The sequence below is a fragment of the Haloferax sp. DFSO52 genome, assembly GCF_048158745.1.
Lineage (GTDB): Archaea > Halobacteriota > Halobacteria > Halobacteriales > Haloferacaceae > Haloferax.
Map to the genome: position 1 here is coordinate 390,524 of NZ_JBLOPB010000002.1, position 26,343 is coordinate 416,866.

26 protein-coding genes and 1 tRNA gene are annotated in these 26,343 nt (G+C 60.7%); 19 read left to right on the forward strand and 8 right to left on the reverse strand.

Features of this window, described 5'->3' with window-relative positions:
- Positions 1–80: 80 nt before the first annotated feature.
- Positions 81–1,709, forward strand: a complete 1,629-nt coding sequence (ggt, locus tag ACK3SC_RS11490; RefSeq protein ID WP_416840323.1) for a gamma-glutamyltransferase — start codon at positions 81–83, stop codon at positions 1,707–1,709.
- 172 nt (positions 1,710–1,881) lie between these two features.
- On the forward strand, positions 1,882–3,231 hold the full coding sequence (locus ACK3SC_RS11495) for a hypothetical protein (protein ID WP_416840324.1): 1,350 nt from the start codon (positions 1,882–1,884) through the stop codon (positions 3,229–3,231).
- 48 nt (positions 3,232–3,279) lie between these two features.
- On the opposite strand, the gene ACK3SC_RS11500 is transcribed toward ACK3SC_RS11495, so the two are convergent.
- Positions 3,280–4,257: a right-handed parallel beta-helix repeat-containing protein gene (locus ACK3SC_RS11500; RefSeq protein WP_416840326.1), complete on the reverse strand. Its 978-nt coding sequence runs from the start codon at positions 4,255–4,257 to the stop codon at positions 3,280–3,282.
- Between the two features lie 114 nt (positions 4,258–4,371).
- On the reverse strand, positions 4,372–6,261 hold the full coding sequence (locus tag ACK3SC_RS11505; RefSeq protein ID WP_416840327.1) for an ABC transporter ATP-binding protein: 1,890 nt from the start codon (positions 6,259–6,261) through the stop codon (positions 4,372–4,374).
- 192 nt (positions 6,262–6,453) lie between these two features.
- On the opposite strand from ACK3SC_RS11505, the gene ACK3SC_RS11510 reads away from it, so the two are divergent.
- The 4 genes from ACK3SC_RS11510 (at position 6,454) to ACK3SC_RS11525 (ending at position 10,284) form a co-directional block, all read left to right on the forward strand.
- Positions 6,454–6,906 carry an SRPBCC family protein gene (locus tag ACK3SC_RS11510; RefSeq protein ID WP_416840328.1) on the forward strand — a complete coding sequence of 151 codons (453 nt, stop codon included), beginning with the start codon at positions 6,454–6,456 and terminating at the stop codon, positions 6,904–6,906.
- Positions 6,907–7,001: 95 nt separating this feature from the next.
- Positions 7,002–7,598, forward strand: a complete 597-nt coding sequence (gene trmY, locus ACK3SC_RS11515; protein ID WP_416840329.1) for a tRNA (pseudouridine(54)-N(1))-methyltransferase TrmY — start codon at positions 7,002–7,004, stop codon at positions 7,596–7,598.
- An 83-nt stretch (positions 7,599–7,681) separates the two neighbouring features.
- A tRNA-Pro gene (locus tag ACK3SC_RS11520) sits at positions 7,682–7,754 on the forward strand.
- Between the two features lie 385 nt (positions 7,755–8,139).
- Positions 8,140–10,284 (forward strand): hypothetical protein, encoded by a 2,145-nt coding sequence (locus tag ACK3SC_RS11525; RefSeq protein ID WP_416840330.1) that lies wholly within the window; start codon positions 8,140–8,142, stop codon positions 10,282–10,284.
- Positions 10,285–10,414: 130 nt separating this feature from the next.
- Here the strand turns inward: ACK3SC_RS11525 and ACK3SC_RS11530 are convergent, their stop codons facing one another.
- On the reverse strand, positions 10,415–10,609 hold the full coding sequence (locus ACK3SC_RS11530; protein WP_004041873.1) for a cold-shock protein: 195 nt from the start codon (positions 10,607–10,609) through the stop codon (positions 10,415–10,417).
- A 253-nt stretch (positions 10,610–10,862) separates the two neighbouring features.
- Here ACK3SC_RS11530 and ACK3SC_RS11535 point away from each other — a divergent pair, with 253 nt between their 5' ends.
- Positions 10,863–11,483, forward strand: a complete 621-nt coding sequence (locus ACK3SC_RS11535) for a class I SAM-dependent methyltransferase (RefSeq protein WP_416840332.1) — start codon at positions 10,863–10,865, stop codon at positions 11,481–11,483.
- A 68-nt stretch (positions 11,484–11,551) separates the two neighbouring features.
- On the opposite strand, the gene ACK3SC_RS11540 is transcribed toward ACK3SC_RS11535, so the two are convergent.
- Complete coding sequence (locus ACK3SC_RS11540) at positions 11,552–12,268, reverse strand: hypothetical protein (RefSeq protein WP_416841218.1); 717 nt, start codon at positions 12,266–12,268, stop codon at positions 11,552–11,554.
- A gap of 117 nt (positions 12,269–12,385) precedes the next feature.
- Between ACK3SC_RS11540 and ACK3SC_RS11545 the strand changes: the two genes are divergently transcribed.
- The 4 genes from ACK3SC_RS11545 (at position 12,386) to ACK3SC_RS11560 (ending at position 15,985) form a co-directional block, all read left to right on the forward strand.
- Positions 12,386–13,117, forward strand: a complete 732-nt coding sequence (locus tag ACK3SC_RS11545) for a hypothetical protein (protein WP_416840333.1) — start codon at positions 12,386–12,388, stop codon at positions 13,115–13,117.
- A gap of 124 nt (positions 13,118–13,241) precedes the next feature.
- Positions 13,242–14,531: an arylsulfotransferase family protein gene (locus ACK3SC_RS11550; RefSeq protein ID WP_416840334.1), complete on the forward strand. Its 1,290-nt coding sequence runs from the start codon at positions 13,242–13,244 to the stop codon at positions 14,529–14,531.
- Positions 14,532–14,580: 49 nt separating this feature from the next.
- Positions 14,581–15,129, forward strand: coding sequence for an NUDIX hydrolase (locus tag ACK3SC_RS11555; RefSeq protein WP_416840335.1), 549 nt, complete (start codon positions 14,581–14,583; stop codon positions 15,127–15,129).
- 85 nt (positions 15,130–15,214) lie between these two features.
- The gene (locus ACK3SC_RS11560; protein ID WP_416840336.1) at positions 15,215–15,985 is read left to right on the forward strand and encodes a CPBP family intramembrane glutamic endopeptidase; all 771 of its coding nucleotides are present in this window, start codon (positions 15,215–15,217) and stop codon (positions 15,983–15,985) included.
- A gap of 81 nt (positions 15,986–16,066) precedes the next feature.
- On the opposite strand, the gene ACK3SC_RS11565 is transcribed toward ACK3SC_RS11560, so the two are convergent.
- The gene (locus ACK3SC_RS11565; protein ID WP_416840337.1) at positions 16,067–16,534 is read right to left on the reverse strand and encodes a cupin domain-containing protein; all 468 of its coding nucleotides are present in this window, start codon (positions 16,532–16,534) and stop codon (positions 16,067–16,069) included.
- A gap of 99 nt (positions 16,535–16,633) precedes the next feature.
- On the opposite strand from ACK3SC_RS11565, the gene tgtA reads away from it, so the two are divergent.
- From tgtA to ACK3SC_RS11580, 3 genes are all read left to right on the forward strand, one after another.
- Complete coding sequence (tgtA, locus tag ACK3SC_RS11570) at positions 16,634–18,175, forward strand: tRNA guanosine(15) transglycosylase TgtA (protein WP_416840339.1); 1,542 nt, start codon at positions 16,634–16,636, stop codon at positions 18,173–18,175.
- A gap of 89 nt (positions 18,176–18,264) precedes the next feature.
- Complete coding sequence (locus tag ACK3SC_RS11575) at positions 18,265–18,540, forward strand: winged helix-turn-helix domain-containing protein (RefSeq protein ID WP_416841219.1); 276 nt, start codon at positions 18,265–18,267, stop codon at positions 18,538–18,540.
- 55 nt (positions 18,541–18,595) lie between these two features.
- The gene (locus tag ACK3SC_RS11580; RefSeq protein WP_416840340.1) at positions 18,596–18,901 is read left to right on the forward strand and encodes a hypothetical protein; all 306 of its coding nucleotides are present in this window, start codon (positions 18,596–18,598) and stop codon (positions 18,899–18,901) included.
- A 9-nt stretch (positions 18,902–18,910) separates the two neighbouring features.
- Here the strand turns inward: ACK3SC_RS11580 and epsC are convergent, their stop codons facing one another.
- From epsC to ACK3SC_RS11595, 3 genes are all read right to left on the reverse strand, one after another.
- On the reverse strand, positions 18,911–19,780 hold the full coding sequence (epsC, locus tag ACK3SC_RS11585; protein ID WP_416840341.1) for a serine O-acetyltransferase EpsC: 870 nt from the start codon (positions 19,778–19,780) through the stop codon (positions 18,911–18,913).
- 380 nt (positions 19,781–20,160) lie between these two features.
- Positions 20,161–20,622, reverse strand: coding sequence for a pyridoxamine 5'-phosphate oxidase family protein (locus ACK3SC_RS11590; protein ID WP_416840342.1), 462 nt, complete (start codon positions 20,620–20,622; stop codon positions 20,161–20,163).
- Between the two features lie 82 nt (positions 20,623–20,704).
- Positions 20,705–21,700 (reverse strand): hypothetical protein, encoded by a 996-nt coding sequence (locus tag ACK3SC_RS11595; protein ID WP_416840344.1) that lies wholly within the window; start codon positions 21,698–21,700, stop codon positions 20,705–20,707.
- A gap of 77 nt (positions 21,701–21,777) precedes the next feature.
- On the opposite strand from ACK3SC_RS11595, the gene arcS reads away from it, so the two are divergent.
- The 5 genes from arcS to ACK3SC_RS11620 all read left to right on the forward strand — a co-directional run bounded on the left by arcS (position 21,778) and on the right by ACK3SC_RS11620 (position 26,335).
- A complete protein-coding gene (gene arcS / locus ACK3SC_RS11600; protein WP_416840345.1) occupies positions 21,778–23,535 on the forward strand; it encodes an archaeosine synthase subunit alpha in 1,758 nt (585 codons plus the stop codon).
- Between the two features lie 91 nt (positions 23,536–23,626).
- Positions 23,627–23,896 carry a hypothetical protein gene (locus tag ACK3SC_RS11605; protein ID WP_416840346.1) on the forward strand — a complete coding sequence of 90 codons (270 nt, stop codon included), beginning with the start codon at positions 23,627–23,629 and terminating at the stop codon, positions 23,894–23,896.
- A 102-nt stretch (positions 23,897–23,998) separates the two neighbouring features.
- Positions 23,999–24,310 (forward strand): ArsR family transcriptional regulator, encoded by a 312-nt coding sequence (locus ACK3SC_RS11610; RefSeq protein ID WP_416840347.1) that lies wholly within the window; start codon positions 23,999–24,001, stop codon positions 24,308–24,310.
- 230 nt (positions 24,311–24,540) lie between these two features.
- On the forward strand, positions 24,541–24,933 hold the full coding sequence (locus ACK3SC_RS11615) for a hypothetical protein (RefSeq protein WP_416840348.1): 393 nt from the start codon (positions 24,541–24,543) through the stop codon (positions 24,931–24,933).
- 487 nt (positions 24,934–25,420) lie between these two features.
- Positions 25,421–26,335, forward strand: coding sequence for a hypothetical protein (locus ACK3SC_RS11620; protein WP_416840349.1), 915 nt, complete (start codon positions 25,421–25,423; stop codon positions 26,333–26,335).
- Positions 26,336–26,343 lie beyond the last annotated feature (8 nt).

The following is a 26,343-nucleotide window of genomic DNA, read 5'->3' on the forward strand; positions in this document are numbered from 1 at the left end:
TTTCTGTTCGTCCCGCTGTCGTCGACACCCGCGTCTCCGCGAAGCGAAAGTCTATGCGGTGTGTTTCCGAATCTCGTTCCATGCCCGACTCTACCCCTGACCTCGACCGGTTTACCTCCCGGCGTTCGACTGTCTACGCACCGAACGGCGTCGTCGCGACGAGCCAACCGCTGGCCGCACAGGCGGGCGTGGAGATTCTCTCACGCGGTGGCAACGCCTTCGATGCCGCTGTCGCTGCCGCGGCGGCCCTGAACGTCGTCGAACCCACGTCGACGGGTCTCGGCGGCGACGTCTTCGCCTGTTACCGGACTGCCGACGGCGAGGTTGGTGCGATGCGAAGTTGTGGCGGCGCGCCCGCGGCGGCGACGCGCGAAAACGTCCGTCAGGCAATCGCTGACGCGGACAATGTCCCGCGCTCTGAAGCGACGATGCCGGAGCGAGGTGCCCACACCGTCACGGTCCCCGGGACGGCCCGTGGGTGGGAAGCGACCATCGACCGCTTCGGCAAGAAATCGCTGGCCGACGTGCTCCAACCGGCGATTCACTACGCAACGGCAGGCTATCCCGTGACGGAGGTCGTTTCGGCGCAGTGGCAACACGGCGAAGACGTGTTCGTATCCGACCACGCCCGCGACGCGTACCTGTTCGACGGTGCTGCACCGACGGTCGGACAGACTGTCACACTCCCGAAGCTGGGTCGAACCCTCGAACGAGTCGCCGAAGACGGTGCAGACGTCATCTACGAAGGCGACGTCGCGGCGGCTATCGCCGGCGAAGTGCAGTCGAACGGCGGTTTTCTGACGACTGACGACCTGGCGTCCTTCGAACCCGAGTTCGTGGACCCAGTCTCGACACAGTATGGAGGAGTCGAGGTGTACGAACTCCCGCCGAACAATCAGGGACTCATCGCGCTCGAAGCCCTCAACGTCGCGGACGAACTCGATGCTGGGTCACACCCGTCTGGGTCGGCCGAATCGGTCCACCGATTCGCAGAGGCGATGAAAGTCGCATTCCACGATGGGCATCGATACATCACCGACCCCGAATACGAGGATATCCCTCCGCTCGCCTCACGTGAGTGGGCGGCGAAACGGGCCGAAGAACTCGGTGACGAGGCGAATCACGACGTGACGTTCGGCGTTCCAGACGCCCACGCAGAAGACGCCGACACCGTCCTCTGCTGTGTCGCCGACGCCGCCGGCAACGTCGTCTCGTTCATCAACTCGCGGTTCGCCGGATTCGGCTCCGGATTGGTCGCGGGCGACACCGGCATCGCACTACAGAATCGTGGTGCGTCGTTCTCGCTCGAAGCCGACCACCCGAACCGATTGGAACCCGGAAAGCGCCCGTTCCACACGCTCATCCCGGGCCTCCTCGAATTTGGTAAAAACGACTGGGCGGCCTTCGGTGTGATGGGTGGGTACATGCAACCGCAAGGGCACGTCCAGGTTGTCTCGAACATCGTCGACTACGGCCTGCCTGTACAGGCCGCGCTCGACGCCCCCCGGTGGCGATACCGCGAAGACGGAACGCTGGCAGTCGAGGACCGACTCGCAGGCAGTATCGGCGCGAAACTCGCCCGAAAGGGACACGACGTTCGAGTCCTCCCAGCATCGATGTTCGGCGGCGCACAGGTTGCCCGGTGGGACGACGGCACACTTTCGGGGGCCACCGAACCGCGAAAAGACGGACAGGTCGCAGGCTACTGACCTGACCTGACCTGACCTGACCTGACCTGACCTGACCTGACCTGACCTGACCTGACCTGACCTGACCTGACCTGACCTGACCTGACCTGACGAGCCACTGGCTAACAGTGGTATGTATGTCGTATGCTATCGTGTGGGTAACGCTAAAGAGGTACCACCCGACAGATGGTGCATGGTTCGGCTCGGGCGACGGCAATTTCTTGCACGTGCTGGCACTGCCGTGAGCTTCGCTGGCGGCCTCGCAGAAGTCGCCGGAGCGTCGCAGTCTGCGACTCGTTTCGACCCATCGAGAGACGGATTCGGATTTCCGAACTGGGCGTCGACGGACACGTGGTATCCAGAACACGAACACGTCCAGATCGACCCGGAATCGGTCGAAGAGCGAATTCGGCGTGAGTGGAAAGGCACCTTCACCGACGTATTCGGACTCGCACTCTCGAATACGCCGGGGTCGCTGCTGAACCTCGTCTCTCAGCAACTCTCGGTCTCGGTCAACCAACTCGCTGCATCGAACGGTCACTGCTACGGCATGACCTATGCAGCACAACGATACTTCGAACAACCTGACGACCTCCCCAGCGAAGTCGACGTCGCTGCCGAGGTGTCCGACCCGGAGATCCCACTCGGGTCCGACGAAGGGCCGATTGGCGACCTCATCGACCACTACCAGTCGCGGCAACTGCTCGATATCCACGCGTGGCTTGGCCGCCGCCGGATGTTTCGCCCGAAACGCATCGATTTCGAAGCCGAACTCGCCGCGTTGGCCGCGGTCATAGACGAGTTCGGGACGGCCGGCGTCACACTCGTCAACACGGTGTCGGGGTCGTCTCATCAGGTTCTCGTCTACGACTACACGGACACTCCCGATGGAGCACGACTCGCACTCTACGACCCGAACTTCCCAGCGAAGCAGTATCAACAGACCACACGGACGTTCACAATCGACGTGAGCAAGACGCTCCCCGTCTCAGGATACTCTGAGTACGACGCCTTCGTGTTCAATCGCTGGGACCGGGCGATTCGGTCGAGCGCGGACATAACGTCGCCAGTGGAGAGTAACACTCGTGACGACTTTGGCCACCTCCTGTCGCGAGTCGTGCGCGTCGCAGTCGATACGGCCGCCGTCTCACTCGCCGTCGTCGACCCAGAGGGGAACCCGGTCAGGAGAAATAACGCGGCATACATGGACCGCCGCCGGACCGACGTGTGGGCGACGCGGTATCGATACGACGCCCCACCGGGGAGATACCGACTCGCAGTGGTCGCGACCAACAAGACGACGTACGACATGCAGGTACAGGTTGCTGGTCTCGGAATCGACCCACTGGATAGGGAACTCAAGAAGTCGATGTCGTCTGGCGAGGTTCACGAATACGTCATCGACGTTCCCGAGGAGGGGACACCGACGGTCTCACGAGTCCACGAGAGCCCAACGAGTGTGCTCCCGAAACTGGACCCCGCCAGCGTTGCTGTCGGTGCTGCGAGCGGGGCAGCACTGGCGTATCTAATTCAGTCGCGGTAAGGCGGCAGGGTCGTTCGCTCGAAAAACAGAACCGTTGGCGCGGTCGGACTACGCCGCAGTCTCGTTTTGTACGCCCGCGTCTGCCGGTGGTTCTTCGAGGTAGGGGTAGTAGTGAACGTTCGTGTGAGCGAAGTAGTTGGGGTCTTCGTTGACTGCACTCCCACTACCGTTCGCGATATCGCTGGAACTCGCGCCCTCGAACGGTGCATCGGGGTCTTCCGAACTGGACGGACCGTCGCTCGCACCCCAGTAGTTGCGTTCGGCGTGGATGCCGTCACCGTCTTCGTTGAAGACGCCGTGAGCCGAATTCGAACCGAGGTCGTTCTGATGGATTAAGACGAGTTCTGAACCCTCGTCACCGGGGATACACGCGTGGGGGACGTGGACGTGGACACCGTTTTTGTTCCCAGAGAGGTCGTTGTATTCGACGACAACCTCTTGGGTCGTGGCCGTCACGTCGACGGCGTCAGTGTTGTTGGTGATGTCGTTCTGGCGGATGTAGTTGGTCCCAGTGTCGAGTTTGTCGATAGTGACGACGAGGACACCGTCTTCAGTATTCGTGATGGTGTTGTTCTCGACGACGTTGTTCACCGCGTTTCGGGTGAGTTCGACGCCGGTCGTCGCGTTAGTAATCTCGACACGAGATATCGTCGAATTCTGCGTTTTGACGAGCGAGATGCCTTTCTCCCACGATTCGAGACGAACGTCACGGACTGTGACGTTCTGGTACGGTTCCTGTCTGAGTTCGTCGTCCGCACTCACGTCGATCGCCGTTCCATTTCCACTGCCGGCGACCGTGTGCCCTGCGCCGTCGATAGTGACGTTACCGGACGCTATCTGGAGACAACTTCCTTCGGTCGCGTTCGTCAGGTCCCCTCCGAGCGTATAGTGCCCCGGTTCCGAAATCGTGGTACAACTGGATATCGTTGTTCCACTCGACTCGTCAGCAGTGACGAGTGACGGTGCGACTGCACCGCCGGCGACTGCGACGCCGAAGGCGACGAGAACTGTGAGAATCTTTTGCATACGTCACTCGTGGGAACAGTAGGTCGACACTATATTATCGGGTGAATAAGTCGCCTGCAACTGACGAATTGCGTGAGTACGACCCAGTCGTCGAGTCCGTGCTGTCGTGCGATTTCACCGGTCGTCTGCGCCACCATCCGCTGTCGCACCGTCGACGAAGAGATCAGTTTTCCGACTTCGTTCGACGAGTCGGTCAAGAAGGGCCGGAGAGACACCCGAGACGTCGCCCGCTTGCACCCCCCAGAGCGTCGCGTACAGGCCCCCCTCTGCGACGAGTTCTTCGTGCGTGCCCGATTCGACGACCCGTCCTTCGTCGAGCACGACGATGGAATCTGCGTGTCGAATCGTCGAGAGGCGGTGCGCGATGACGAGTGTCGTCCGGCCCGACGTCAGTCGGTCGAGTGCACGCTGAATGAGGAGCTCTGTCTCGGTATCGACGGCGCTCGTCGCCTCGTCCAACACCAGTATCTGTGGGTCCTGGAGCATCGCGCGGGCGATAGAGAGTCGCTGGCGCTGGCCACCAGAGAGCTTCACACCGCGCTCACCGATTCGGGTGTCGTAGCCCTCAGGGAGGTTCGAGACGAACTCGTGGGCTTCGGCCGCGTTCGCAGCGGCCATCATCTCCGGTTCCGTTGCGTCGAACGCCCCGTACAGCAGATTCTCGCGAACTGTGCCGTCGAACAGATACACGTCCTGACTCACGTAGCCGATGGCCTCGCGGAGGCTCTGAACCGACACGTCGCGCACGTCGTGACCGTCGACGCGAACCGCGCCGTCAGTCGTATCGTAGAGACGCAAGAGGAGTTTCGCAGCGGTGGATTTCCCTGCACCCGTCGGACCCACGAGGGCGACTGTCTGGCCGGGTTCGCCAGCAAACGACACGTCGTGGAGCACCGACCGGCCCGTCGCGTAGGCGAACGAGACGTGGTCGAATTCGATGTGGCCGACGACAGGACCGAGGTCGATCGCATCGGCCGCATCCTGGACCGTCACGTCGCGGTCGGTCAGCCCGAAGATTCGCTCGCCAGACGCGCGGGCGTTCTCGTACGCGTTGACGATGCGGCCCGCTCCAGAAAGCGGGTCGATGAACCGCTGGGTCATGAACAGGAACGTGACGAACTCACCGACGAGGAGTTCGCCAGTAAAGGGCCCCGGCGGACCGAAGATGAGCCAGATGCCGCCGATGGCGAAGGTGGCCGCGAACGCGATGCCTGCGAGGAGTTCCATCGTCGGCTGGTAGAGGTAGTCCAGACGGACAACTGCGAGTGCACGCGTGTAGTAGTCCATCGACGCGTCGGCGACGCGTGTCGTCTCGTACGATTCTGTCGTCGAGGCTTTGATCACCTCCATGCCGGCGATGTTGTTCTCGATTCGTGTATTGAGTGCGCCGACGCTCGCTCGAAGCGCACGGTACATCGGCCGAATGGTCCGCATGAACCAGATGGTAAACACCGCAAGAAGTGGGACCGCCACGAGGGTGACGGCGGCGAGTTGCGCGTTCAGGTAGAAGAGAACGCCGGCGATACCGACGACGGAGACTACGAGTTGGAGGCCGCCGGAGAGCGTGCTGTCGAGGAAGGTCCTGAGATTTCGGACGTCGCTGTCGAGAATCGACAGCAGTTGCCCGGTCTGCTTGTCGTCGAAGAAGGTCATATCGAGGTGCTGGAGCACGTCGTAGGTGTCCACGCGGACGGCGTGCTGAACGCGGTTCGAGTAGACGGCCAGTCCGAGTCCCTGCACCCACGAGAGACCGACACCGGCGGCGAACGCCGCGATGACCAGCCAGAAACTCAGCCAGAACTGCCCCGAAATCGTCGCCGGAATCCACGCCGGCGGAACCAGTGGGAGGCGATAGGCGGTGTTCTGGAAGAAGACGGCGTCGATGGCGACACCGAGGACGAGCGCCGGGACGATTCCAACGAGTCGATTGAGCACGCTCGCTAGCAGGCCCACGACGAAGAACGCCAGATTCTCTCGCCCGTATTTGGTGAATAGACGGACCATCGGGTCACGTCTCGATTGGGTGCTCACTCACCTGAGGTAAGCGTCCAGCAGTATATGACGCGCGCGGTGGCGGCTCTCTGCGTCCCAGTACACAGTTGGTCCTCGCTGTTACACAGTTAGTCCTCGTGTCTGCCCTTCGCTCTCTTCGACCAGTTTTAGCCGTCAGAACTCCTAGTTTCTGGTGGTCGTATCATGGCAAAACAGGCGAGTAGTGGGGGCAAAGGCGTCCGAACCATCGAATTTTCTCAGGTAATCGGTCGGCCGGTGTCAGACGTATTTCACTTCGTCGCAGATCAACACGTGCAGAACCATCCACGCTGGGACCCGGACATCGAACTGGAACTCGAGACGCCAGGACCACTCGGTGTTGGGACGCTCATTCGACGACGGAACATTCGGTACGAGACGCCCGTCGAGGGGACGATGGAGATCGTGGAGTTCGAACCGAACGAATCCATGGGGACCGTAATCAAAGAAGGTGGCTTCGAGATGTCCGGTCGGGTCACATTCGAGGCACTGGGCCCATCGAAAACGAGGTTGACGCGGAGCGCGACGGTTCCTGAGTCAATCGACTCAGAGTTGATTCACCAGCAGATGGAACAGACCTCCTACCGAATCGAGGAACTGTTCGAATCGGCGCTGTAACTCGGTGCTCGCACCGCACAACTGTATCCCACCGAGATTCGTCGTCCCACCCGTGAGTGGACAGGGCTAAGGCCCTCTCGGGCGGAGTCGGCGATATGCGTCAATTCATCGTCCTCGGCCACGACGTGCCGACGACACCCGACTTCTCGCTCGACGACATCGCGGGCGGTGCTGGCCGTCTCGACGTGCTCTGCCGCTGTGTCAACTCTGCGTTCTTCCTCTCGCACGCGATCCGCGAGAACGTTCGCGTCCACCTCGTCCTTGGCGACGAGTACACCGTCCGGTTCGAAGGCTCCAAACTCCGCCGACTCAACCCCGACGAGCGCTCGACTGCCGCACTCGTTCGAAAGGCACTGGAGAAACGCGACGAGGCGATTGGCCACATGCCCGCCGAGTCGTCGCCCGGTGTCTCCATCCGTCGCATGGGATTCGAGACGACGCTGGAAGAGGCGGCACGCGATTCGACCGTCGTCGAACTCCACGAAGATGGCGACCCAGTGGTCGATGTGGAACCTCCTGAAAATCCCCTGTTCGTCCTCTCGGACCACAACGACTTCACCGACGAGGAAGCCGAGTTGTTGGCGACGGTTTCCGACGAGCGGGTTCGTCTGGGTCCGGAAATTCTCCACGCCGACCACTCGATTACGGTGGCGCACAACTACCTCGATACCGAGGGCTATTCGCAGTACTGAACGGCCGTGATTGTGTGTCATCGAGTCTGACGGTGCTCTCTAATCACAACTGTTAAACGCGATGGTGGCTTGCCTCAAAATGCGGGCCGGTGGGGTAGCTTGGTATCCTTCGGCCTTCGGGTGGCCGTAACCTCAGTTCGAATCTGAGCCGGCCCATTTCTACCCCGTTCAACAACCTACGAGCACCGCGTAGCGTGTGCGAGTGCTGCTAACGCGGTTGGATGGGCGACCGAAGATTCGAATCAGGGAGCGTCAGCGACCGTGGTTCGAATCTGAGCTGGGAATATCTACCTCACTCCCGTTCCACTCACGGACGCGGTCGCCAACGCGCTCAATCTATGCACCCGATTCAAACACGCTGACTCTGCGGCACACAGACTTCTGAGAGCGACGAGAACTGTCAGAGAGCCATCTTCGTGGCAAAAAGGCTATGTGTCGTCCTCGGTTGAACCCCGTATGGTATGCCCGTCTCGCGTCACGAGTCACGCACACAGCGGTGCTGGCAGCCGGCCAGTCGAACTGATTGGTCGGTGGTGATGCGATGAGAGACCCCTTCGTGAATCGGCGGACCCTCCTTGGGACGCTCGCAACCGCAGGACTCGGGGCGGTTGCTGGCTGTTCAACTTCCCAGAATGGGGAGGACAACGATACAGCGAGGGTCGAAGACGAATTCGCCCGCGGACTCGCGACGCGATTCGCGCCAACGCTGTACTTCGATGAGTACGAACAGTGGTTCCCGACCGACCCGCGACCGTACGAGCGCGAACGCGATGGCGAGACCATCGTCGACGGCTTCGACGCCGTCGATGGATACCACGAACGGAAGAAGTCGAGTGACACACCTCCGGACCCCACGGTGTTCTACAACGTCGTTCAGTACGAGAACTCCTCGCTGGCCGTGGTACAGTACTGGTTCTACTCTACGTTCGACCAGTTCACGACGAACTTCCACTGGCACGACTGGGAGGTGCTCCACGTCTTCGTCGATATCGACGACGGGGCCGACCCAGCGTCTGCCGTTCCGCAACTGTACGTCGCCAGTTCGCACTCTCGGAAGGTGCCGAACAACGAATTTCTCGACCCGGACCCCGAGCGTATCCCGCGTATCCTCGCCGAACTGGGGTCGCATTCGAGTGCGCTGTCGGTCAACGACAGTCTCGACCGGTTTCAGCGGTTGCCCGACGCAGGGACGTTCGCAGATATCACCAACAGCGCCATCGAACGCATCGAGGACATCGCAGAGATTCCAATCGCGTACGGGCTTCCACGCGACGAAGGCGGAACGTTGCCGTACGTCGTCCCCGAAGTAGACGGGGCGCCGATATACGACGACGAGCGTCTGCCGTCGGTCGAACGCACCGACCTCATCGACGAGTCGTTGACGATTCGGTCGTTCGACGCGCTGTCGTCGCCGCCGACCGACCTCCCACGACGAGCGACCGGACTGGTGTTCGACCACGAGACTCGCGAGACAGCCGCCGACGTCGAGTACACGCTCGTCCCGACGAGCGACGTCGAACACATCACGGCGTTCACCGGACCGCAACTGAGTTTCGAGTTCTCTATCCCGGAGTTCGCTGAAGACGCTATCGCCAGCCACATCACGACGGCGAGCACGCCGTGGACCCAACCACGGTACGAGAACCCCGCGGCGGATATCTCAGAGCCGAACCACCGACTCGCGTTAGCCGACCGATACGACGTCATCAGCGAGCCATCGACTGTCAACACTGTCATCGTCCGGGTCACAGAGGCAATCACGACCGACGATGCACCCGAGGGTGAGGGAGTGACCACACAGGATCCCACCGTCGAATCGGTGCTGTTGCTCGAGAGCGACCCCGAAGCAGTACCGACGTTCGCTGGCATCGGTGTCGTTCAGGACGTTCCGACTGGAGACCACCGTCTCACCGTCAACGGCGCGGGTCTCGCACCCCACAGCGAGCAGGTTTCAGTGGGCGCTGAAACGACCGAGGGGAGTGACGAAACGACGAACAGCGGCATCGTGACCGCCGGCGTCAGCGGTGAGATTCCACTCGTCGCCCGTGACTCAGCGACCAAACTGGAGGTCGATGCAGATGGTGCAGACAGTACTCTCTCCGGCCTCGGCGTCGAAGACGACTTCGGCGGCCGGTTGTACGACGCGCCACTCACCGGGCCCGACGCGGTGTACGTCCACCGCGGCGGCGCGTACACCGTCGAGGTTCGTGACACCGACGACGAGGTTGGGGCGTTCCGCGTGAACCCCGACCCGACTGGCGAGTCGGACGCGGGTGGTGTCCGCATCGACCGACCCAATACGGGAAAGACGTCGCTCGCTACCTTCCTCGCTGATATCGCAGCGGAGACACAAGCGCAGGTCGAAGCAGTGGCCGGCGAATCCGAAGACTCCGAGACCGACCAACCGACTGATAGTAGTGGGTCGTCGAACGCGATTCGAGGACTCGCACAGGCACTCGGTGCTGTCGCAGAAGCGGCCGAACGTGCCGCCGAACGTGCCGAAGCAGGGAATCGTGGGCGGGCGGACGAGAGCCTCGAAACCGTCTCGTCCCGACTCGACACGGTTGCCGAGCGGCTAGCAGACGCACGGGATGGGCTCCCTGCGGACCTCGCGCGGGCGACAGACCGCCGACTCGCACAGGCACGACGTCGGTCAGAGCAAGCACGCTCCGCAGAAAAACTCTGAATGCTCCGCTCTGCGGACAACGTAATGCGTGGAATTTCTCGATAGCGACGAAACGCAGTCGCTCAGTGTCTGATTTCGCCTAAAAGTGAAAGTTATCGTTCTGCCGCGAAACGCGGCGTACTAAATTAATTTAAAGTCGGGTGAGGTTCGTCGCGCGTGGGCCCTTGGGGGCCTGCTCGATGTCGAACTCCACGTCCGTGCCTTCTTCGAGGTCCGGGCCGCCGATGTCTTCCATGTGGAAGAACACGTCGTCGTCAGCATCGTCCGTCGAAATGAAACCGTAGCCGCCTGTGTCGTTGAAGAAATCAACGTTTCCTTTCGCCATTGCTTTTGGACAAACAGGCCCTTTGCGGATAAGGCTTGCGAGGGTTGTTGTGTCATGGGCATATTTTAGTTGACACATTATTTTGCATTGGGCGAAATAATAGACGCTTGTCCCAAATACACCAGTTATCCGCGGCCTCACCGAGTAGTCAGTCAGCGATTGGCGCAACTCTGTGGGAATCAGAACTTCTGCTGGCCGGATTCAGCCAATCCGAACAACGAGTGTTTACCCGTGTTCGGACCATTCGGTGAGTGTGGATGCCAACGATGTCCGTCGGAAGTGGGAAGACCGGTCGGGGGAGTTTTCGCCAGAGTACTACGCGTACTATGGACCGAACGAGACGAGCACTTCGGTTCGACGACTGTTCGAACGACGCCTCGAACCTGATGCGGCTATTCTCGAACTCGGGTGTGGGCCGGGCCGTCACCTCGCATCACTTCGCGACCACGGTTTCACGAACCTCCACGGCATCGACATCAACGTCGACTCGTTCGAGGTGATGGAAGAGACGTACCCCGCTCTCGCGGCGGCAGGGACGTTCTACGCCGACGCAATCGAAGACGTCGTCACCGGATTCGACGACGGTCAGTTCGACGCAATCTACTCTATCGAGACGCTTCAGCACATCCACCCTGACGACGAGTGGGTCTTCGAAGCAGTCGCACGCGCGACGAGTGACCTGTTGGTCACCGTCGAGAACGAAGGTGACGAGGAACTGCCACCGAGCGAGCGAGGCGTGAACGAACACGAGTACGATTTCCCGCTCTACTACCGCGACTGGCAGGATATCTTCACGGCATTCGGATTCACGCAGGTCGAAATCGAACGCGGTGCCAGAGACACGCTGCGCGTCTTCGAGCGACAACCGGAGTGAGTCGGCCAACGAGACGGCAGGAAATCGGTGATTTTGTGGTCCACTTGTGAGGCTCGGCCGGGAGTTCGTCAGAACCCACCGTATCGAAGATACACCATGTCGGCAATGAGGACGAGTTGGAACAGCCCTTGCACGCCGCCGAGTTTGGCGTTCTGTTGTCCGATTGCGGAGATGACACCGGGGTCGGGGTCGTCCGAAATCATCTCGAAGTACATTCGAATCTCACCCGGCATGAGGAACCCGAAGCCCTGAACCGAGAGGATAGTGACGATGGCGAGCGCGACGACGATTGCGGGCGTCGTCATCTGGAACTGGCCGATGGTCGTCGCGACCCACGCGAGCGACCCGACGGTGGCGACGGCGAAGACGAGTTGCCAGCGGCGGTCCGACCACGCGTTCAGCCGCCACCCGAGGAGCAGGAGAACCGGAATCAGATTCGCGGCCGTAAAGAGTGCCAGCCACGGTTCGGCGTGGGGGAACACGCCGAGGCGCTGGGCGAGTGTAATCCCGCCAGCAATCGTGACCAGCGCCATCGACGGCAGGAAGAAGGCCGTCTTCGGGGTGAGTCGCTCGAACACCGCCGCACTCTGTTCTTTCGAGAGGCCACCGATGACCGGGCCGAGAATCGCCCCGAGAAAGAGGTCGGTCCCGGTCCAGAGGAGCCCCGCCATCACGTGGACGAAGGTGTGTTGTTGCAGCGTTCCGACGGTGAGTGCATACGCGAGTGCGACCACCGAGATAGTCACGATACCGCCAGCGAACGCTGGATTCGCCCGCGATGCCATTCCGCCGATGGTCCCCCGAACTGTCCGTGTCTGTGTGCTCATGTCCCTCACTCATGTTGACTCAATGTCAAAATTTCGACGGACGTGCTTATCACCCCACGCGGAGACAACTCACCAATGACAGAGGCCCTCCCGTACGACGTGACGAGCGTCGACGACGTTGCTGCCAACCGTGACGAAGTCGTGTCAGCAGTGCAATCGCATGCGGGGACGATTGCACGCCAACTCGCTATCTTGCAGGGCGGCGATTACGGGCAGGAGACGTTCAAGACACGACGCGGGAAGTGGACGCTGAAGTACGAAGCAGGCGCGTTGCAGTACCTTCGCTTCAAGGGCAAGTCTGGCGGCGAGACGTACGTCGTCTCGACCAAGCAACCTCCCGAACCGAAACCGCTGGCGACGGCGATGCAGGACTACCCTGCGTTCGTCGAAGCGTACAACGACCACGTCGAGGGACTCGACGGCGTCCTCGACGACGTTCCCACCGAATTTCCGGACGTCGTCACGACGGAGACCATCGTCGCGGACCGTGACCGACTCGTCGAGACGATTCGCGAAGTCGGGAACACGATTGCGGGCGAACTCAACCGCTTCGACGGGGAATACGGAACGTTTACCCAGCGAGTGAATGGCACTCGCTGGGAGCTGAAGTGGGACGGACCGCAGGTTTCGTACCTCCGCGTCGGTGGCGAAGGGGGTGTCTACCTGCTCTCGCAGTACGAACCGCCGTCGGCACCCGACGTTCGCAAACTCGCTTCGGATTTCGCCGCGTTCGTCGAAGCGTACAACGACTACGTCGAGGAGTTAGAAGTGGACCTCGAACAGATCTCGTTCGACGTCACAACCTGAGTCTCAGTCTCACGTCAGCGAACTATTACATTCTCGTGTCTGTGAATCACCAACTATTGCGAAAGTCGCAGACGGCGGCGAGTTTTCCGAACGGTTTTTGCGTTTGTATCACCCACTCTACACGATGGTCCCCGCATCGAGAGGGAAGACTGGTGCACTCTTCGTACTGATTGGTGTTGGCGTCGTCGTCGCGACGTTCGTCGTCGGTGTGACGTTCGCCTCCGACATCGGTGTCGGTGCCGCCACGTCTCCCGATGACGGACAGGCGAACTTGACACTCGTGGGGTCGCAAGGCGGAGGGGCCGGCCTTCACAAATACGGGAGCGTCTACCTCCTTTCGGACGATAACGTCTCGTGGCGACTTGCCGATGCGGACAGCTATTTCGACGTGACGGCACTCGACGACGGGCGTGTTATCGCTGCATTCATGGATAGCGGATACACCGATTGTGGGCCGTACACCTCGCCCTGTGCCCGGACTGGATACCGAATCATCGACCCGAACGCCGAGGATGGCCCCGTCACCGTCGAAGAGTGGAGTTTCCCCATCCGAACGATGGTGAACAGCGAAATACACGACGTCGAACCGACCGAATCGGGTGAGATACTCGTTGCGGATATGGAATACGAACGGATTCTCGCCGTGAAGGACGGTGAGGTGACGTGGCAGTGGGAGGCGTCGTCGTACTACGACGCGCCCGCCGACCCGACGAAAGAAGATTGGCTTCACATCAACGACGTGGACGTAATCGGTGAAGACCGGTATCTCGTCTCGGTTCGCAACGCGAACCAGGTGCTCGTCATCGAGCGTGGCTCGGGCGTCGTCGATGTGATAAACGAAGACACCGATGGCGACGGCATGGGTGAGCCGACCCTCCTGCGACATCAGCACAATCCGCAGTGGTTGGGCGAGGGTGCGATTCTCGTCGCTGACAGCGAGAACCACCGTATCGTCGAACTCCACGAGAACGAATCGGGTGTCTGGGAAGTCGCGTGGACAGTCGAGAGCGCCGAAGGTGTAGACCTCTTTTGGCCACGTGATGCCGACCGTCTGCCGAACGGGAATACGCTCATCACCGACTCGGGAAATCAGCGCATCCTCGAAGTGAACAGAACCGGTAGCGTCGTCTGGAGTACGAAGACCGACTACATTCCCTACGAAGCAGACCGCCTCCCCGTTGGAGAGTTGGTGGGGGCTCCCCGGTCAGACGCGACGCTGACCGGCACTCCCGAAATCTCTGACGTCCCCGTCATCTCACCGCTTCTCGTCGCCGTCCGAGCGAGTTATCCGCTCCCATACTGGTTTACCGAGGGCTACTTCGTGAGTATCGCCTTCGGACTCGGCGCGATACTCACCGGCTTCGGACTGGCCACCCTCGACATCGTCAATCGGCTGCATCGTCGCCGACTGTGAGCGGGTTCTGACCGCGACGTTTTTTGAGTCGCCGTCGCCACGTCTGCCCATGAGCGACGACGACCTTGCGTGGGAGACGACCGATTCGCGAATCGACTACACGTGTCCCGGGTTCGATATCCGCATGGACGACGTGCGCCTCCCCGACGGAACGGAGACCGACTTCCACTACGTGGACGAACCCCCGGCCGTCGTCGTACTTCCATTTACTCCCGATGGCGACGTGGTCGTCATCGACGAGTGGCGACAGGCAGTCGGGCGGACGAATCGCGGACTCCCTGCTGGCGGAACCGAAGACGGTGACACCGACTACGCCGCCGCCGCACACCGAGAACTCACCGAAGAGACCGGGTACGAAGCGAAGACAGTCGACCCACTCGTGACCGTCGAACCCGCGAATGGGATCGCCAACTCGGTCCACCACTACTTCGTCGCGAACGAGTGCGAACCGAGCGCCGACCAGAATCTCGACTTCAACGAGAGTATCCGCCCGACGACAGTCGAATACGACGAGTTACGACAGTCGATACTCGCAGGCGAGGTTCGAGATGCGCGGACTGTGCTCGGTGTGCTGTATCACGAACTCGCTGGCGACTAACGGCACAACTCGCTGGTGACTACCGGCCCACATTCACCTCTCCGAGCGCGAAGGGTTTTGGCAGAGGCGTCCCTACGATTCGCCTGTGGCTACTACGACGCGACTCTCTGACTCGGTTCGGTCCCTCGTCGCCGCCCTCGTCCTCGGTGGGGGCGGCCTCCTCGTCGGGACGGTACTCGTCGTCATCACGCAGTTGGCGGCCTTGAGTGCCGGCATCGAACTGACGCCGCTCTCAGTCATCGTCACGTCACTCATCCTCCTTCAGGGAATTGCATTCGGTGGCGTCGCCCTTGGTTACGTGACGTTCCGCGGCCTCGACCGCGACTATTTCGGCCTCTCGCTCCCGTCGCTCCGCGACCTTGTGGCAGTCGTCCTCGGATACGTGGCTGCCCTCGGTGCGGCGTTTATGGGCGCACTCGTCATCCAGATGGTGGGTGTCGAAGCAGGGTCGAATCAGGTGAGCGAAATCGCAGCACAGGACCCAGAAGTGCTCTTACTTCTCATTCCGGCATCGTTCCTCCTCATCGGTCCCGGTGAGGAACTGTTGTTCCGCGGTGTCGTCCAGAACCGTATCCGCGAGTCGTTCGGGCCGGTTCCGGGAATCATCCTCGCCAGCGCGATCTTCGCCGCGATTCACTACGTCGCCCTCACTGGCGGCGCGAGTGCGCGACTCGTCACGATTGGGATTCTCTTCTTCCCGAGTCTCGTCTTCGGGACGACGTACGAACTCACGGACAACCTCGTCGTGCCTGCACTCATCCACGGGGCGTACAACGCGACGCTGTTTACGATCGCGTACATCGCGTTCAAGTTCGCAGAGATGCCGGGTGGACTGCCGACCGAGTTACTGTTCTGAAACCGGTTTTCGATGGTGGTCAGCGTTCAGTCAACGCTCAGTCAGCGTTCAGTTAGTGTGCAGTCAGCGTGCAGTCAGCGGTCACTCTCCGGTCGAGATGTCGATATCGAAGAATTCGGAGATGGTCCGCTCGTCGTTGCTCCCCGGTGGTGCGCCGACGAACACGCCCACTTTCTCGATGTCGGGGTGGACCGTCACGTCCGGTTCGCGCATCGTCGAGAACGCGAGATACCGGAGCGTCTCTTCGGAGTCGTTGACGAGACAGTGTGCGCCAGATTCGTCAGTTGGACAGGGCACGTAGTCGCCTGCGCGGATCGTGTACGTCTCGCCACCGAGGCGAAGTGTTCCAGTTCCAGAGAGGACGTACAGCGCCTCCTCGTTCGCCGCGTGGTAGTGATACGACCACGGCTGCGCACCCGGTGGGAGTTCGTAGAGGCTACACCCGAGTTTGTCGCTTCCTGCGGCGACGCCCAACTGCTTCTGTCTGAACGACCCTTCGACGCCCTCGTGTTCGTCCCAGTCGAGGTCTGACTCGTTGACCGGTTGCATAGCGAATACTGACGCGTTGTGCACATATTCTTCGGGGTGGCCGACTGGAGACTCGCACGCGAACGCAACCCTTACCGCTGCGCTCACGGAACGCCAACCATGCGCGACCACTTCGAAATCCGCGACGGGGACCTCGCCGGCCGAATCGGCCGCTTGACCGTCCCTCGAGCGGGGGTCACCGTCGAGACGCCGGCCCTCCTGCCGGTCGTCAACCCGAACATCGATACGATTCCACCAGAGCGACTCGAATCCGAGTTCGGCGCGGAGATTCTCATCACGAACTCCTACATCATCAAGAAGAACGACCATCTTCGCGAAGAGGCGCTCGACGTGGGCCTCCACGAGATGCTCGACTTCGGCGGCGCTATCATGACCGACTCGGGGTCGTTCCAACTCGCCGAATACGGCGAAATCGACACGACGACAGAGGAGATTCTCCAGTTCCAACACGACATCGGCACCGACATCGCCACGCCAGTCGACATCCCGACGCCACCGGACGTCGACCGCGAACAGGCCGAAGACGACCTCGAAATCACGAAGCGAGCGATTGCCGACGCGGAAGCGGTCGATACGGGTGAGATGCTCGTCAACGCGCCGGTTCAGGGGTCGACGTATCCTGACCTCCGCGAGGAGGCCGGTCGACACGCCTACGAATCCGACCTCGACGTGTTCCCCGTCGGTGCCGTCGTCCCGATGATGAACGCCTACCGCTACGGCGACATGGTCGATGCCGTCGCCGCCGCGAAACGTGGGCTGGGCGTCGACGCGCCAGTCCATCTGTTCGGTGCGGGCCACCCGATGATGCTCGCACTCGCTGTCGCACTCGGGTGTGACCTGTTCGACTCTGCCGCGTACGCTCTGTACGCCCGCGACGGCCGGTACTTGACGGTTCGCGGGACCGAACACCTCGAAGACCTCGAATATCTGCCGTGTACGTGCCCAATCTGTACTGAGTACTCGCCCGACGACCTGCGAGCGAAAGGCGAGAAGACACAGGAGAAACTGTTGGCCGAACACAACCTGCACGTCACGTTCGCGGAACTCCGCCGTATCAAGCAGGCCATCCGCGACGGTGACCTGATGGAACTCGTCGAAGAACGCGCTCGGTCGCATCCGGCGATGCTTGACGGCTACCGCGCACTCCTCGACCACACAGATCAACTCGAACGCGAAGACCCGGCGTCGAAAGGTGCGTTCTTCTACGTCTCGAACGAGAGCGCGTACCGGCCAGAAGTCGCTCGTCACCACGACCGGCTGGACCGCCTGACCGCCGAGGGGAACGTCCTCCTCACCGAAGGTGGCATCCCGTCTGGCGACGAGTTCGACGCGGCGTGGCGTGTCGTCCCGCCGTTCGGTCCCTTCCCACGTGCGCTCTCGGAGACGTATCCGCTGACCGCCGAAGTTCCGGAGCGACTCGATCGTGACGCCTACGAACAGGCTGCCCGAGGTGTCGCCCGATTGGTCGACGAGAATCCCGACGCGACGTTCACGCTCGCTCACGACGACTGGCCGGAGTCGGCACTCGGACTCGTCCCTGATGCTGTCGAAGTCGAGTCACTCAACGACGTTACCGAGATGTTAGCCGCCGCGGCGACATCGGACGACCCCACCTCGTCGTCCACTGATTCCAGCGAGTAGCCCGCCGAGGAACACCCGTTTCGCACCGTCTTCGACCCACATCTGTCGATGGTCTTAGGTTCCGGTGTGTCGATGTGTCATTCGAAAGGATGGAGGCTGTCCTCTGGTACGTACTCACTGGCACGCGCGGTGGTGAGAACCGTGTACGTATCCTCAAAACACTCGAGGAACAGCCACGAAACGCGAATCAACTGGCAGAGGCACTCGAACTCGACTACAAGACTGTCCGTCACCACCTCGACGTGCTGCTGGACAACGACGTCGTCCAGCGAAGTGGTGACGACTACGGTGCGGTCTATCTCCCCTCGGCACGATGCCGTGCAAACTGGGAGACAGTCGAGACGATTGTGGAGAAACTAGACTGAGTATGAACGGATTTGGAAACGTGCGTATGACGAAGACGCCGGATGGGGTGGACGAATGAGTATCTGGGTAGAGGTTGCGCGGGTGGCGGCCGCAGTCAACGTCCTAGTGTTGGCTGGTTTGACGGCCGTCTGGGGGTGGAACTACCTGCAGTTCAGGTCGAAGCACGCCCTCGGCCTCCTCGTCTTTGGCGTGTTCTTGCTCGCAGAGAACGCGCTGGCGCTCTACATGTACATCATCGACCCGCAACTGTCTGGGTGGTTCAGTACGGACGTGCCTGTCGTCGCGTGGCGTCTCATGATGCTCCTCCACGTCTTCGAGTCGCTCGGACTGGTGGTTCTCGCGTGGATTACGTTCGACTGAACAGCGACGTTACTTCTTGGGCTTTCGCTCGTGTGTCGGGTGGTCCGAGATGTACACGCTCGTGTGACTCGGAACGTCTTCTGTAACCCACGAGTTCGCACCGATACTCACGTGGTCTCCGATTGTGACTGCTCCGAGAACCTTGCTTCCCGCACCGATGACGACGCTGTCACCGATGTCGGGGTGGCGTTTGTAGCCTTTTTTCAGCGTGTGCTCGTCGTCTTCTTCCTCTTCGAAGTGGAGCGCACCGAGCGTTACATCCTGGTAAATCCTGGCCCACGAACCGATGTTCACCGTCTCGCCGATGACGACGCCCGTCCCGTGGTCGATGAAGAAGTAGTCGCCGATGTTTGCACCCGGGTGGATGTCGATACCGGTCTCTGTCTTCGCGTACTCGGTCAACTCTCGGGCGTACTCCGGCGCACCTTCTTCGTAAAAGGCGTGCGCGATACGTTGGACGACGATTGCTTGCAGTCCCGGATACGACCGGATTATCTCGATATAACTTCGTGCTGCAGGGTCACCTTTGTACGCCGCCTCGACGTCTTTCTTCAGTGCACGTCGAATGTCTGGGAGTTGCTGGAAGACGGACGTGACGATCTCTGTCGGGTCGGCGTCGGTGTACGGGGCGATGCCGTGATAACACAGTGACGCGAGTTGGTCGACAGTCTCGCGAAGCGTCGCGGCATCGTCGGTGAGTTCGCCCGCGTTCCAGCAGCGAGGAAAGATGAGGCGTTTGAACTGGTGGATGTCGTCTCGGAGATGGTCGCGTCGAGGGAAGTTCAACGAGGCGTCTGTTGGAAACGGCTCTTCGTCCTCACGGTACGACGCAAAGAGAGCAAGATGCACGTCACCGATCTCGGTTTCTGTGTGAGCCATGCAATACTACTACCTGAGGGTGGAGAGGTATTTATTATCAACCTCTTAGCGACGCCATCAGTCGCGTTCGATTCGATTTCGGGTAACCTAACTGAGCGGTATGGAGTCTCTTTCGCGTGCAGGGCCTCACGACTGGGGGTGCATCGGGAAGAGATTTGGGTGAGAGTTCGGAAAACCTTCTTTTAAGTATCGAACCTCCTCTCTCCTGTGCGACGCACACTCGCTGTGCTCCCACTCGTCGGTGCCAGCCGTCGCGAACCCCTGCTGACCGCTCCACGCTCGAATGCAACTGCCCTCGCATCGCGCTCCAAACCCCCGTTTCCATACGCCGTGCGGGCCAACAAGCCACCCCCGTACGGCACCTGCCCCTTCGTTGGGGGTTATTTTGACTGACTCATCCGACTCGCGTAGTCCCACGTGTGCAGTTTCGTGGGGTGAATCCGAATTCGCACTTCGTCGCGCTCGGGTGACAGCAGTTGCTGGGCGAGAGCGCTGTCGTCGTCACCGAGATACCGATGGATGAGTCTTCGGAGGACTCGCTTTTCGTCGTCGGGTTCGACTGTCGCGGTTCCCCTCCCTCTGACACCTCGGTACGGTGGGTCGTTCGTCGATATCTCGAAGGCCACGTCGTCGTGTGCGTTCAGAAACTCGACGACGTCGGCACTGGCGGACGTTGCACATCGCAGTTCGGACAGCTTCGGGTCCCATTCGTACCACAGCGAGAGCATCCAGAGGTCGTCTGTCGGCGTTCGACACGACACCCTCACGGGCACTGTCGTCGTCGTGAGAAACTCGTCGACCCGGTCGCGTGACCACGGACCAGATGGTAACGGGGCGTCCATAGCGGGTCTTGGGGATGGAGGGGCTAAATCGTGTGTGCCGTCTGAAAGACCTGCGTGACGGATTTTCTGTGTACCCGACCGCTCAGGCGACCCAGCCACCGAGTTCGAGGCGATATCGCTCCCCGTCGTACGCGACGTACCAGTCACCGTCACGAGGCGTCGGAAGCTCTGGCGCGACTGCGAGACGCCATTTCACGGCCCGGTAGCCCGCTGACGGTTCGTCACAGTCCTCGTACTGTCCGCCTGCCGCCTTCGCCGCGTCGAGCACCGACCGCGCCTCACTCGGCAGGATTGCGAGCGACGTGAGGTACGTCTCGGCGGCGAACGCTCGGAAGGCGGATGCTGAGTCAGCGACCCGGGTTGCGCTGTACTCGAACGTTCGTCGTGACAGTGACGACTCGTCTGTCGTGACAGTGACGTCGTAGACGCGGCCCTCCCACGAGACCCACGTCCTCCCTGCGCCGACGAGCATCGATTCGTCCGTGCCCTCCGGATACGGCGCTGGACTGTCTCGAACCGACATCCCTTCTCTCGGAAGCTCCTCTCGTGAGTACTCGGGACCGTGTACCAGCAGCGAGAGGGCTGATTGGTCGACCGCCGGAAGGGCAGCGTAGGCGACGACCGGTTCGTCTGCTGGTGCCTCCTGTCCGTCCGACCACGAGAGGTTGGCACGGCGGGCGGAAACCTCTTCGACTCCACCCTGTGTGAACTCGTCGCGGTAGTATGCGCCCTCGTGGTTGACGTACCGCTCGGACCGAATCGGGGCTTGGCCGTACGTCTGGAGTCGCACCCCGCCTTCGGCGAAGATTCGTTCGACGAGTCGACTCTGCGCTGGACGAAGCGGGAGGATGAGCTGTTCGGTGGGGGCGAACGGAGAGAGCGAGAGCGTATAGCCACGGGTGCACTCTGGCGTCGGCGAGTGGGCAGTCGTGGGGGAGGGTGGGCTGGGAGATTCGGACGACGAGGGTGCCGGCTGGTCTGTCGCCGGTGTGCCGGCGAGGCAGCCACCGACGAGGAGGGGACCCGCCGCCGCGAGCAGGGACCGTCTGGTTGGCATGGCGACACGTTCGACAGCCATCGGAAAACTCCTTGTGGTGGTGTCGGCCGTCGCCCGCAGAAGGCAAGTTAATTGCCCATCGGGGGCCGAAAGCGGGTATGACCGATTACTTCGAGGTTCACGCGCGCGACGGCGCGGCCAGAATCGGGGAGTTGCGCCTCACCGATTCGGTGACGACGCCCGCGCTCGTGGACGACGTTCTCGAGGACGCCGGCAGTCTCTGGGCGGCGGAACGCGAACTGCCCGAAGGGTCCGACGACGTACTGACCGTCCTCCCGCATCGTTCGCTCCCCGCAGGGAGTGCCGACGAGGTTCGCGAGTCGTTCTCCGTCGACTACCCAGCCGTGGAGTTTCCCTCCGTGGCTACCGTCACGGCCGACACCGCCGCTGATTACGGTGCTGACGCATACATCCTCTCTGACGCACAGGGATTCGTCGGCCACGCCCGGGGCTTCCGCGACCAGATTATCGAAGCGAAACAGAATCTCCCGTCCGACGCCGCGCTCATGCTCTCGGGCGTCGCGACACCGCGAAACGTCTCGACGCTCGTCTTTGCAGGCGTCGACCTCGTCGACGAGAAACGTGCCCGTGCACGGGGGCTCGAAGGGTTCTACCTCACGACCGACGACGAGTACTTCCTCGAAGACCTCGACGAGTTCCCGTGTGCGTGTTCGGCCTGTCAGCAACCGGCGTCCGAGTTCACCCGTGCCGACGCTGCCGACCACAACGTCAACGCTCTCCGCGCGGAACTCGCTCGCGTTCGGCGTCGCATCCGAGATGGTCGCCTCCGCGACTACATCGAAGGGCAGGCCCGCCACGACCAGTGGTTGACCGCGACGTTCCGCCAGTTCGACCAGCAGTACACGTACATGGAAGAGCGAGTTCCCGTCATCCGAGATACGGAACTCACGGCGGCCTCTGAGGAGTCTATCGACCGCGTCGAGATTCAGCGATTCGCCGACCGTGTGACGACGCGGTACAAAAACCGCTTCGACAACCCGCTCGTCTTGCTGCCATGTTCGGCCAAGAAGCCCTACAGCGAATCACAGAGTCACCGGCAGTTCCAGGAAGCGGTGCAGTACCGCGCACACATGGTGTCGATGACGTCACCAATCGGCGTGGTTCCACAGGAACTCGAACTGACGTATCCAGCCCAGCATTACGACTCGGTCGTCACCGGCGACTGGTCCGAAGACGAGAAATCGTTCGTCGCGGAGGTGCTTCGACGGTATCTCTCCCGCAACGAGTATCCCCGCATCATCGCGCACGTGCCGCCGGGAGCGTACACCGAAATCGTCGAGCGCGTCGAATCCGACCTCGGACTCGATATCGAGTACACCGTCTCCGAACACCCGACGACGACCGAATCCATCGGCAACCTCATGCGGACGCTCGACAGCGAACCCAAATTCACCCGCGAAGAACGCGAACACAACGTCGTGAAAGCCATCGCCGACTATCAACTCGGGCCTGCGGCGGGCGACGCACTCTTCGAGGACGTGGAACTGTCGATGACGAGCCGCTACCCCAAACTGCAGGTCTGGAACGACGACGGCGAGCAGTTGGCGACGATGGTGCCGCAGTACGGCGTCATTTCCTTCACGTTGGAGGGCGCGAAAGTCTGGCGTGACAGCGACGCACCCACGAAGACCGTCGAAATCGACGGATTCGTCCCGCACGGGTCGGTTCTCGCACCGGGTGTCGTCGACGCCGACGCCGACATCCGACCGGGAGACGAAGTCATCGTCGATGGCCCCAGAGCGTTCGCAATCGGCCGGGCCGAGATGAGTGGCGCGGAGATGGTCGACTCGACGCGCGGAATCGCTGTCGAGATTCGACACGTCGAAGAGACGTAAGCACGCAGCGGGCTCCCCTCCAGCGGCGTGCGCTCACAATGTCACAGCGAAGTACAATTTTAAATATCATTCCGAGCCAACATGTTATGCAATGGTACAAAATGAGGGGGACTCTGGGGAGTTTGAGGAACTTCCCGACAACGGGACGGTGGATTGGGCAATCACTCGGGCGCTGTTGGCCGCGAGTGATGCGACGTCGGCAGCACTCGAGATGCACCTCGTCCAGACCCAGTATCGTGGAACCTCCGACGCAGACCCGACTGCGATACGACGCCACATAGACGAGGCAATCCACCAGCACGAACAGATTATCGAAGATCTCAGATTTGCGCGCGAGGGGCTCGACCAGCGGGGAGTATAAAAACGCGACGGCAGTTCAAATTGTGTGGTTCCCCGTCGCTGTCTTCGAATACCTCCAATGAGTTAGGGGTGTTTATTTAACACATTAGACGAACAATGCAATATGAAGTTGGCCGTCCCGACTGACTTCGAGATACTCGAAGCCCTCTCCGATAGGAAGCGGAACACCGCTGTGAACCTCTCGTATATTCTCGATAAGAACCGGTCGTACATCAACACACGACTGCCGATTCTGGCAGATTACGGGCTCTTGGAGCGGGTCGGCCCGGCACCAAAATCCGGATTGTACGAGATTACCGAGAAAGGAATCGTCGTCGCCGATAACCGAGAGAAATACCGAACGAACGGCGTCGATTTCGACGGACTCGTCGAGTCCGAACTCAGGGCACGGACTCCCGCCGACGAAGACGAGTAGCCACCACAATCGCATCATTCCCGAAGGTCTGGGGCGGCCTTCGGAGGCCCACCGGCGCGCCCTCGTTTTCACCACGGTTCTTCGAAATCACACAGCAGCTTCTGGCACTCCGGCGAGACTCCCGCACCAGGGCGACATCGGACGTTCTCCCATTGCCACCGAGTGTTCTCTACGCCATCTGAAGACCCAACGTCGCCGCCTTTTTGCTATCTGGTCACTCAGTGCACAGTATGACTATCGAAGAACTCTCTCTCGGTGTTCCGAAACCGATTATCGACGCGTTGCCCGAGTCGGACGGGGCAGCCGCACAGGACATGCAGAAGGCAGTCGAGGGACTCGAAGCCCGCTTGAACAGAGCGATTACGAACGCCGACTCGGAGGCTGACGCGGCGGAGGTCGTCGTCGACGCCATCGAACGACTCGAAGACCACTACGAGAAGTACGACGAGTTCGTCCCAGAACTCCGTGCGTGGGGCCAGTCACCGATTTACGCCATTGCGTGGCGGAACCTCCAGGCGGACCTCATCTTACAACTGCAGGAGTACGAGTGGTTGAAACCGCACATCGACCGCGAGCGAAACCTCCGGATGGTCGAAGACGGGATTCGGTTCGGAAAACGCTGACTCGCGAACGGAAACATCCTATTTTGCGGAGTAACGCTCCGCCAGTTCTTCGTCCTGATTCGCGGGTATCTGCCGGAGTAGTATTTCGCTCTTAATGCAATAGTGGGTTGCAGAATATCTCGGCTAATTGTGGGCGATAAGGTTTAATAACCGCTGATTGATGGTGTATCTCGGATTATATTCATCAGATATGTGGTGCAGACATGAGTTTTCCATAGTTCACTAAAAATCCCCTAATTATGGGCATATGGGTTAGATATTGGGTGAATGAGACATTTGTTTTCTAATATCGTGATGAAACTCTCAATATGTTTATTTTCAAAATTGACTTAAAATTGCTTAAATTGAGCAATACTGATGTGGTGAATCCACTGCACAGAGGGGAAACCGTCCTCGCCTGCCGCAGTACAGTCTCGTCTGAACACCGTGTGCCTACAGACGTGTCGTCAAGCCAAGGTTTTAACTCCGTTCTCACACTCTACCTGCTATGGACGAACACGACGAGGAGGAGTCACAGGTATCGTCTGACTCCAACGAGGGGGACTCGTCGTCACTCGCAGAACTGGCTACGAAGATTTCGTCTACCACTCCTGCAACTGACCGGTCCCGCGAAGAAACGCTCACCGACCACGCTACCGACGCTGACGAGACGTCTCAGGAGCTGTCGCTGTCGGAGCTTGCGAAATCTGTCCGTGAGAAACGAGTCGATTCCGGCGACCACGCGGAGCGAGACCCTCCATCGACCACGTGGGAGTTCGCCGACGACAGCACCCCGTCTGAGGCCGAGGTCGAACTCGACGCAGAGGCAGTTGCAGTAATCGACCGTCTCGAAGACGAGACGAACGTCCTGGTCGTCGGCCCGAGTGAGAGTGCGATGGCGCGCGCGGTCTGTAAACGGTTGATGTTGCCGACCTCACCGTCGGCACCGACTCGCCAACTGGTGGTGTCTGTCGATACCTCATCCGACAAACAGCGCCAACAGCTTCAGACGATTCGGAATTCGTCGGTCGAATCGCAAGTGCTCATCGACGCACAGTCGTACTCGGCTTCGAACAGTGTCGAGGAGTACGACGAACTGGTGTCGGTGCAGACCGTCACGACGCCAGGAGACCTTCGTCGAATCGGGATTCTGACGACGAAAGTCCTCACGGAGTGGGCCGACGACGCGATTCCAAGCGCCGTCTGTGTACACACGCTCTCGGCGCTCCTCGATGCCGTCGACGACCCCGAACGCGTCTTCCGATTCGTGCACATTCTCCACGGCAGAATTCGGTCTGCCGACGCTCGTGGGTTCTTCTATCTCGACCCGACGCGGCAGGACCAACAGACTGTGCGGACGTTCTTTTCGCTGTTCGATACGATACTCGAGTTCGACTCGGATGGGACCGTCACGCTGTTGTGAGCCTGTAC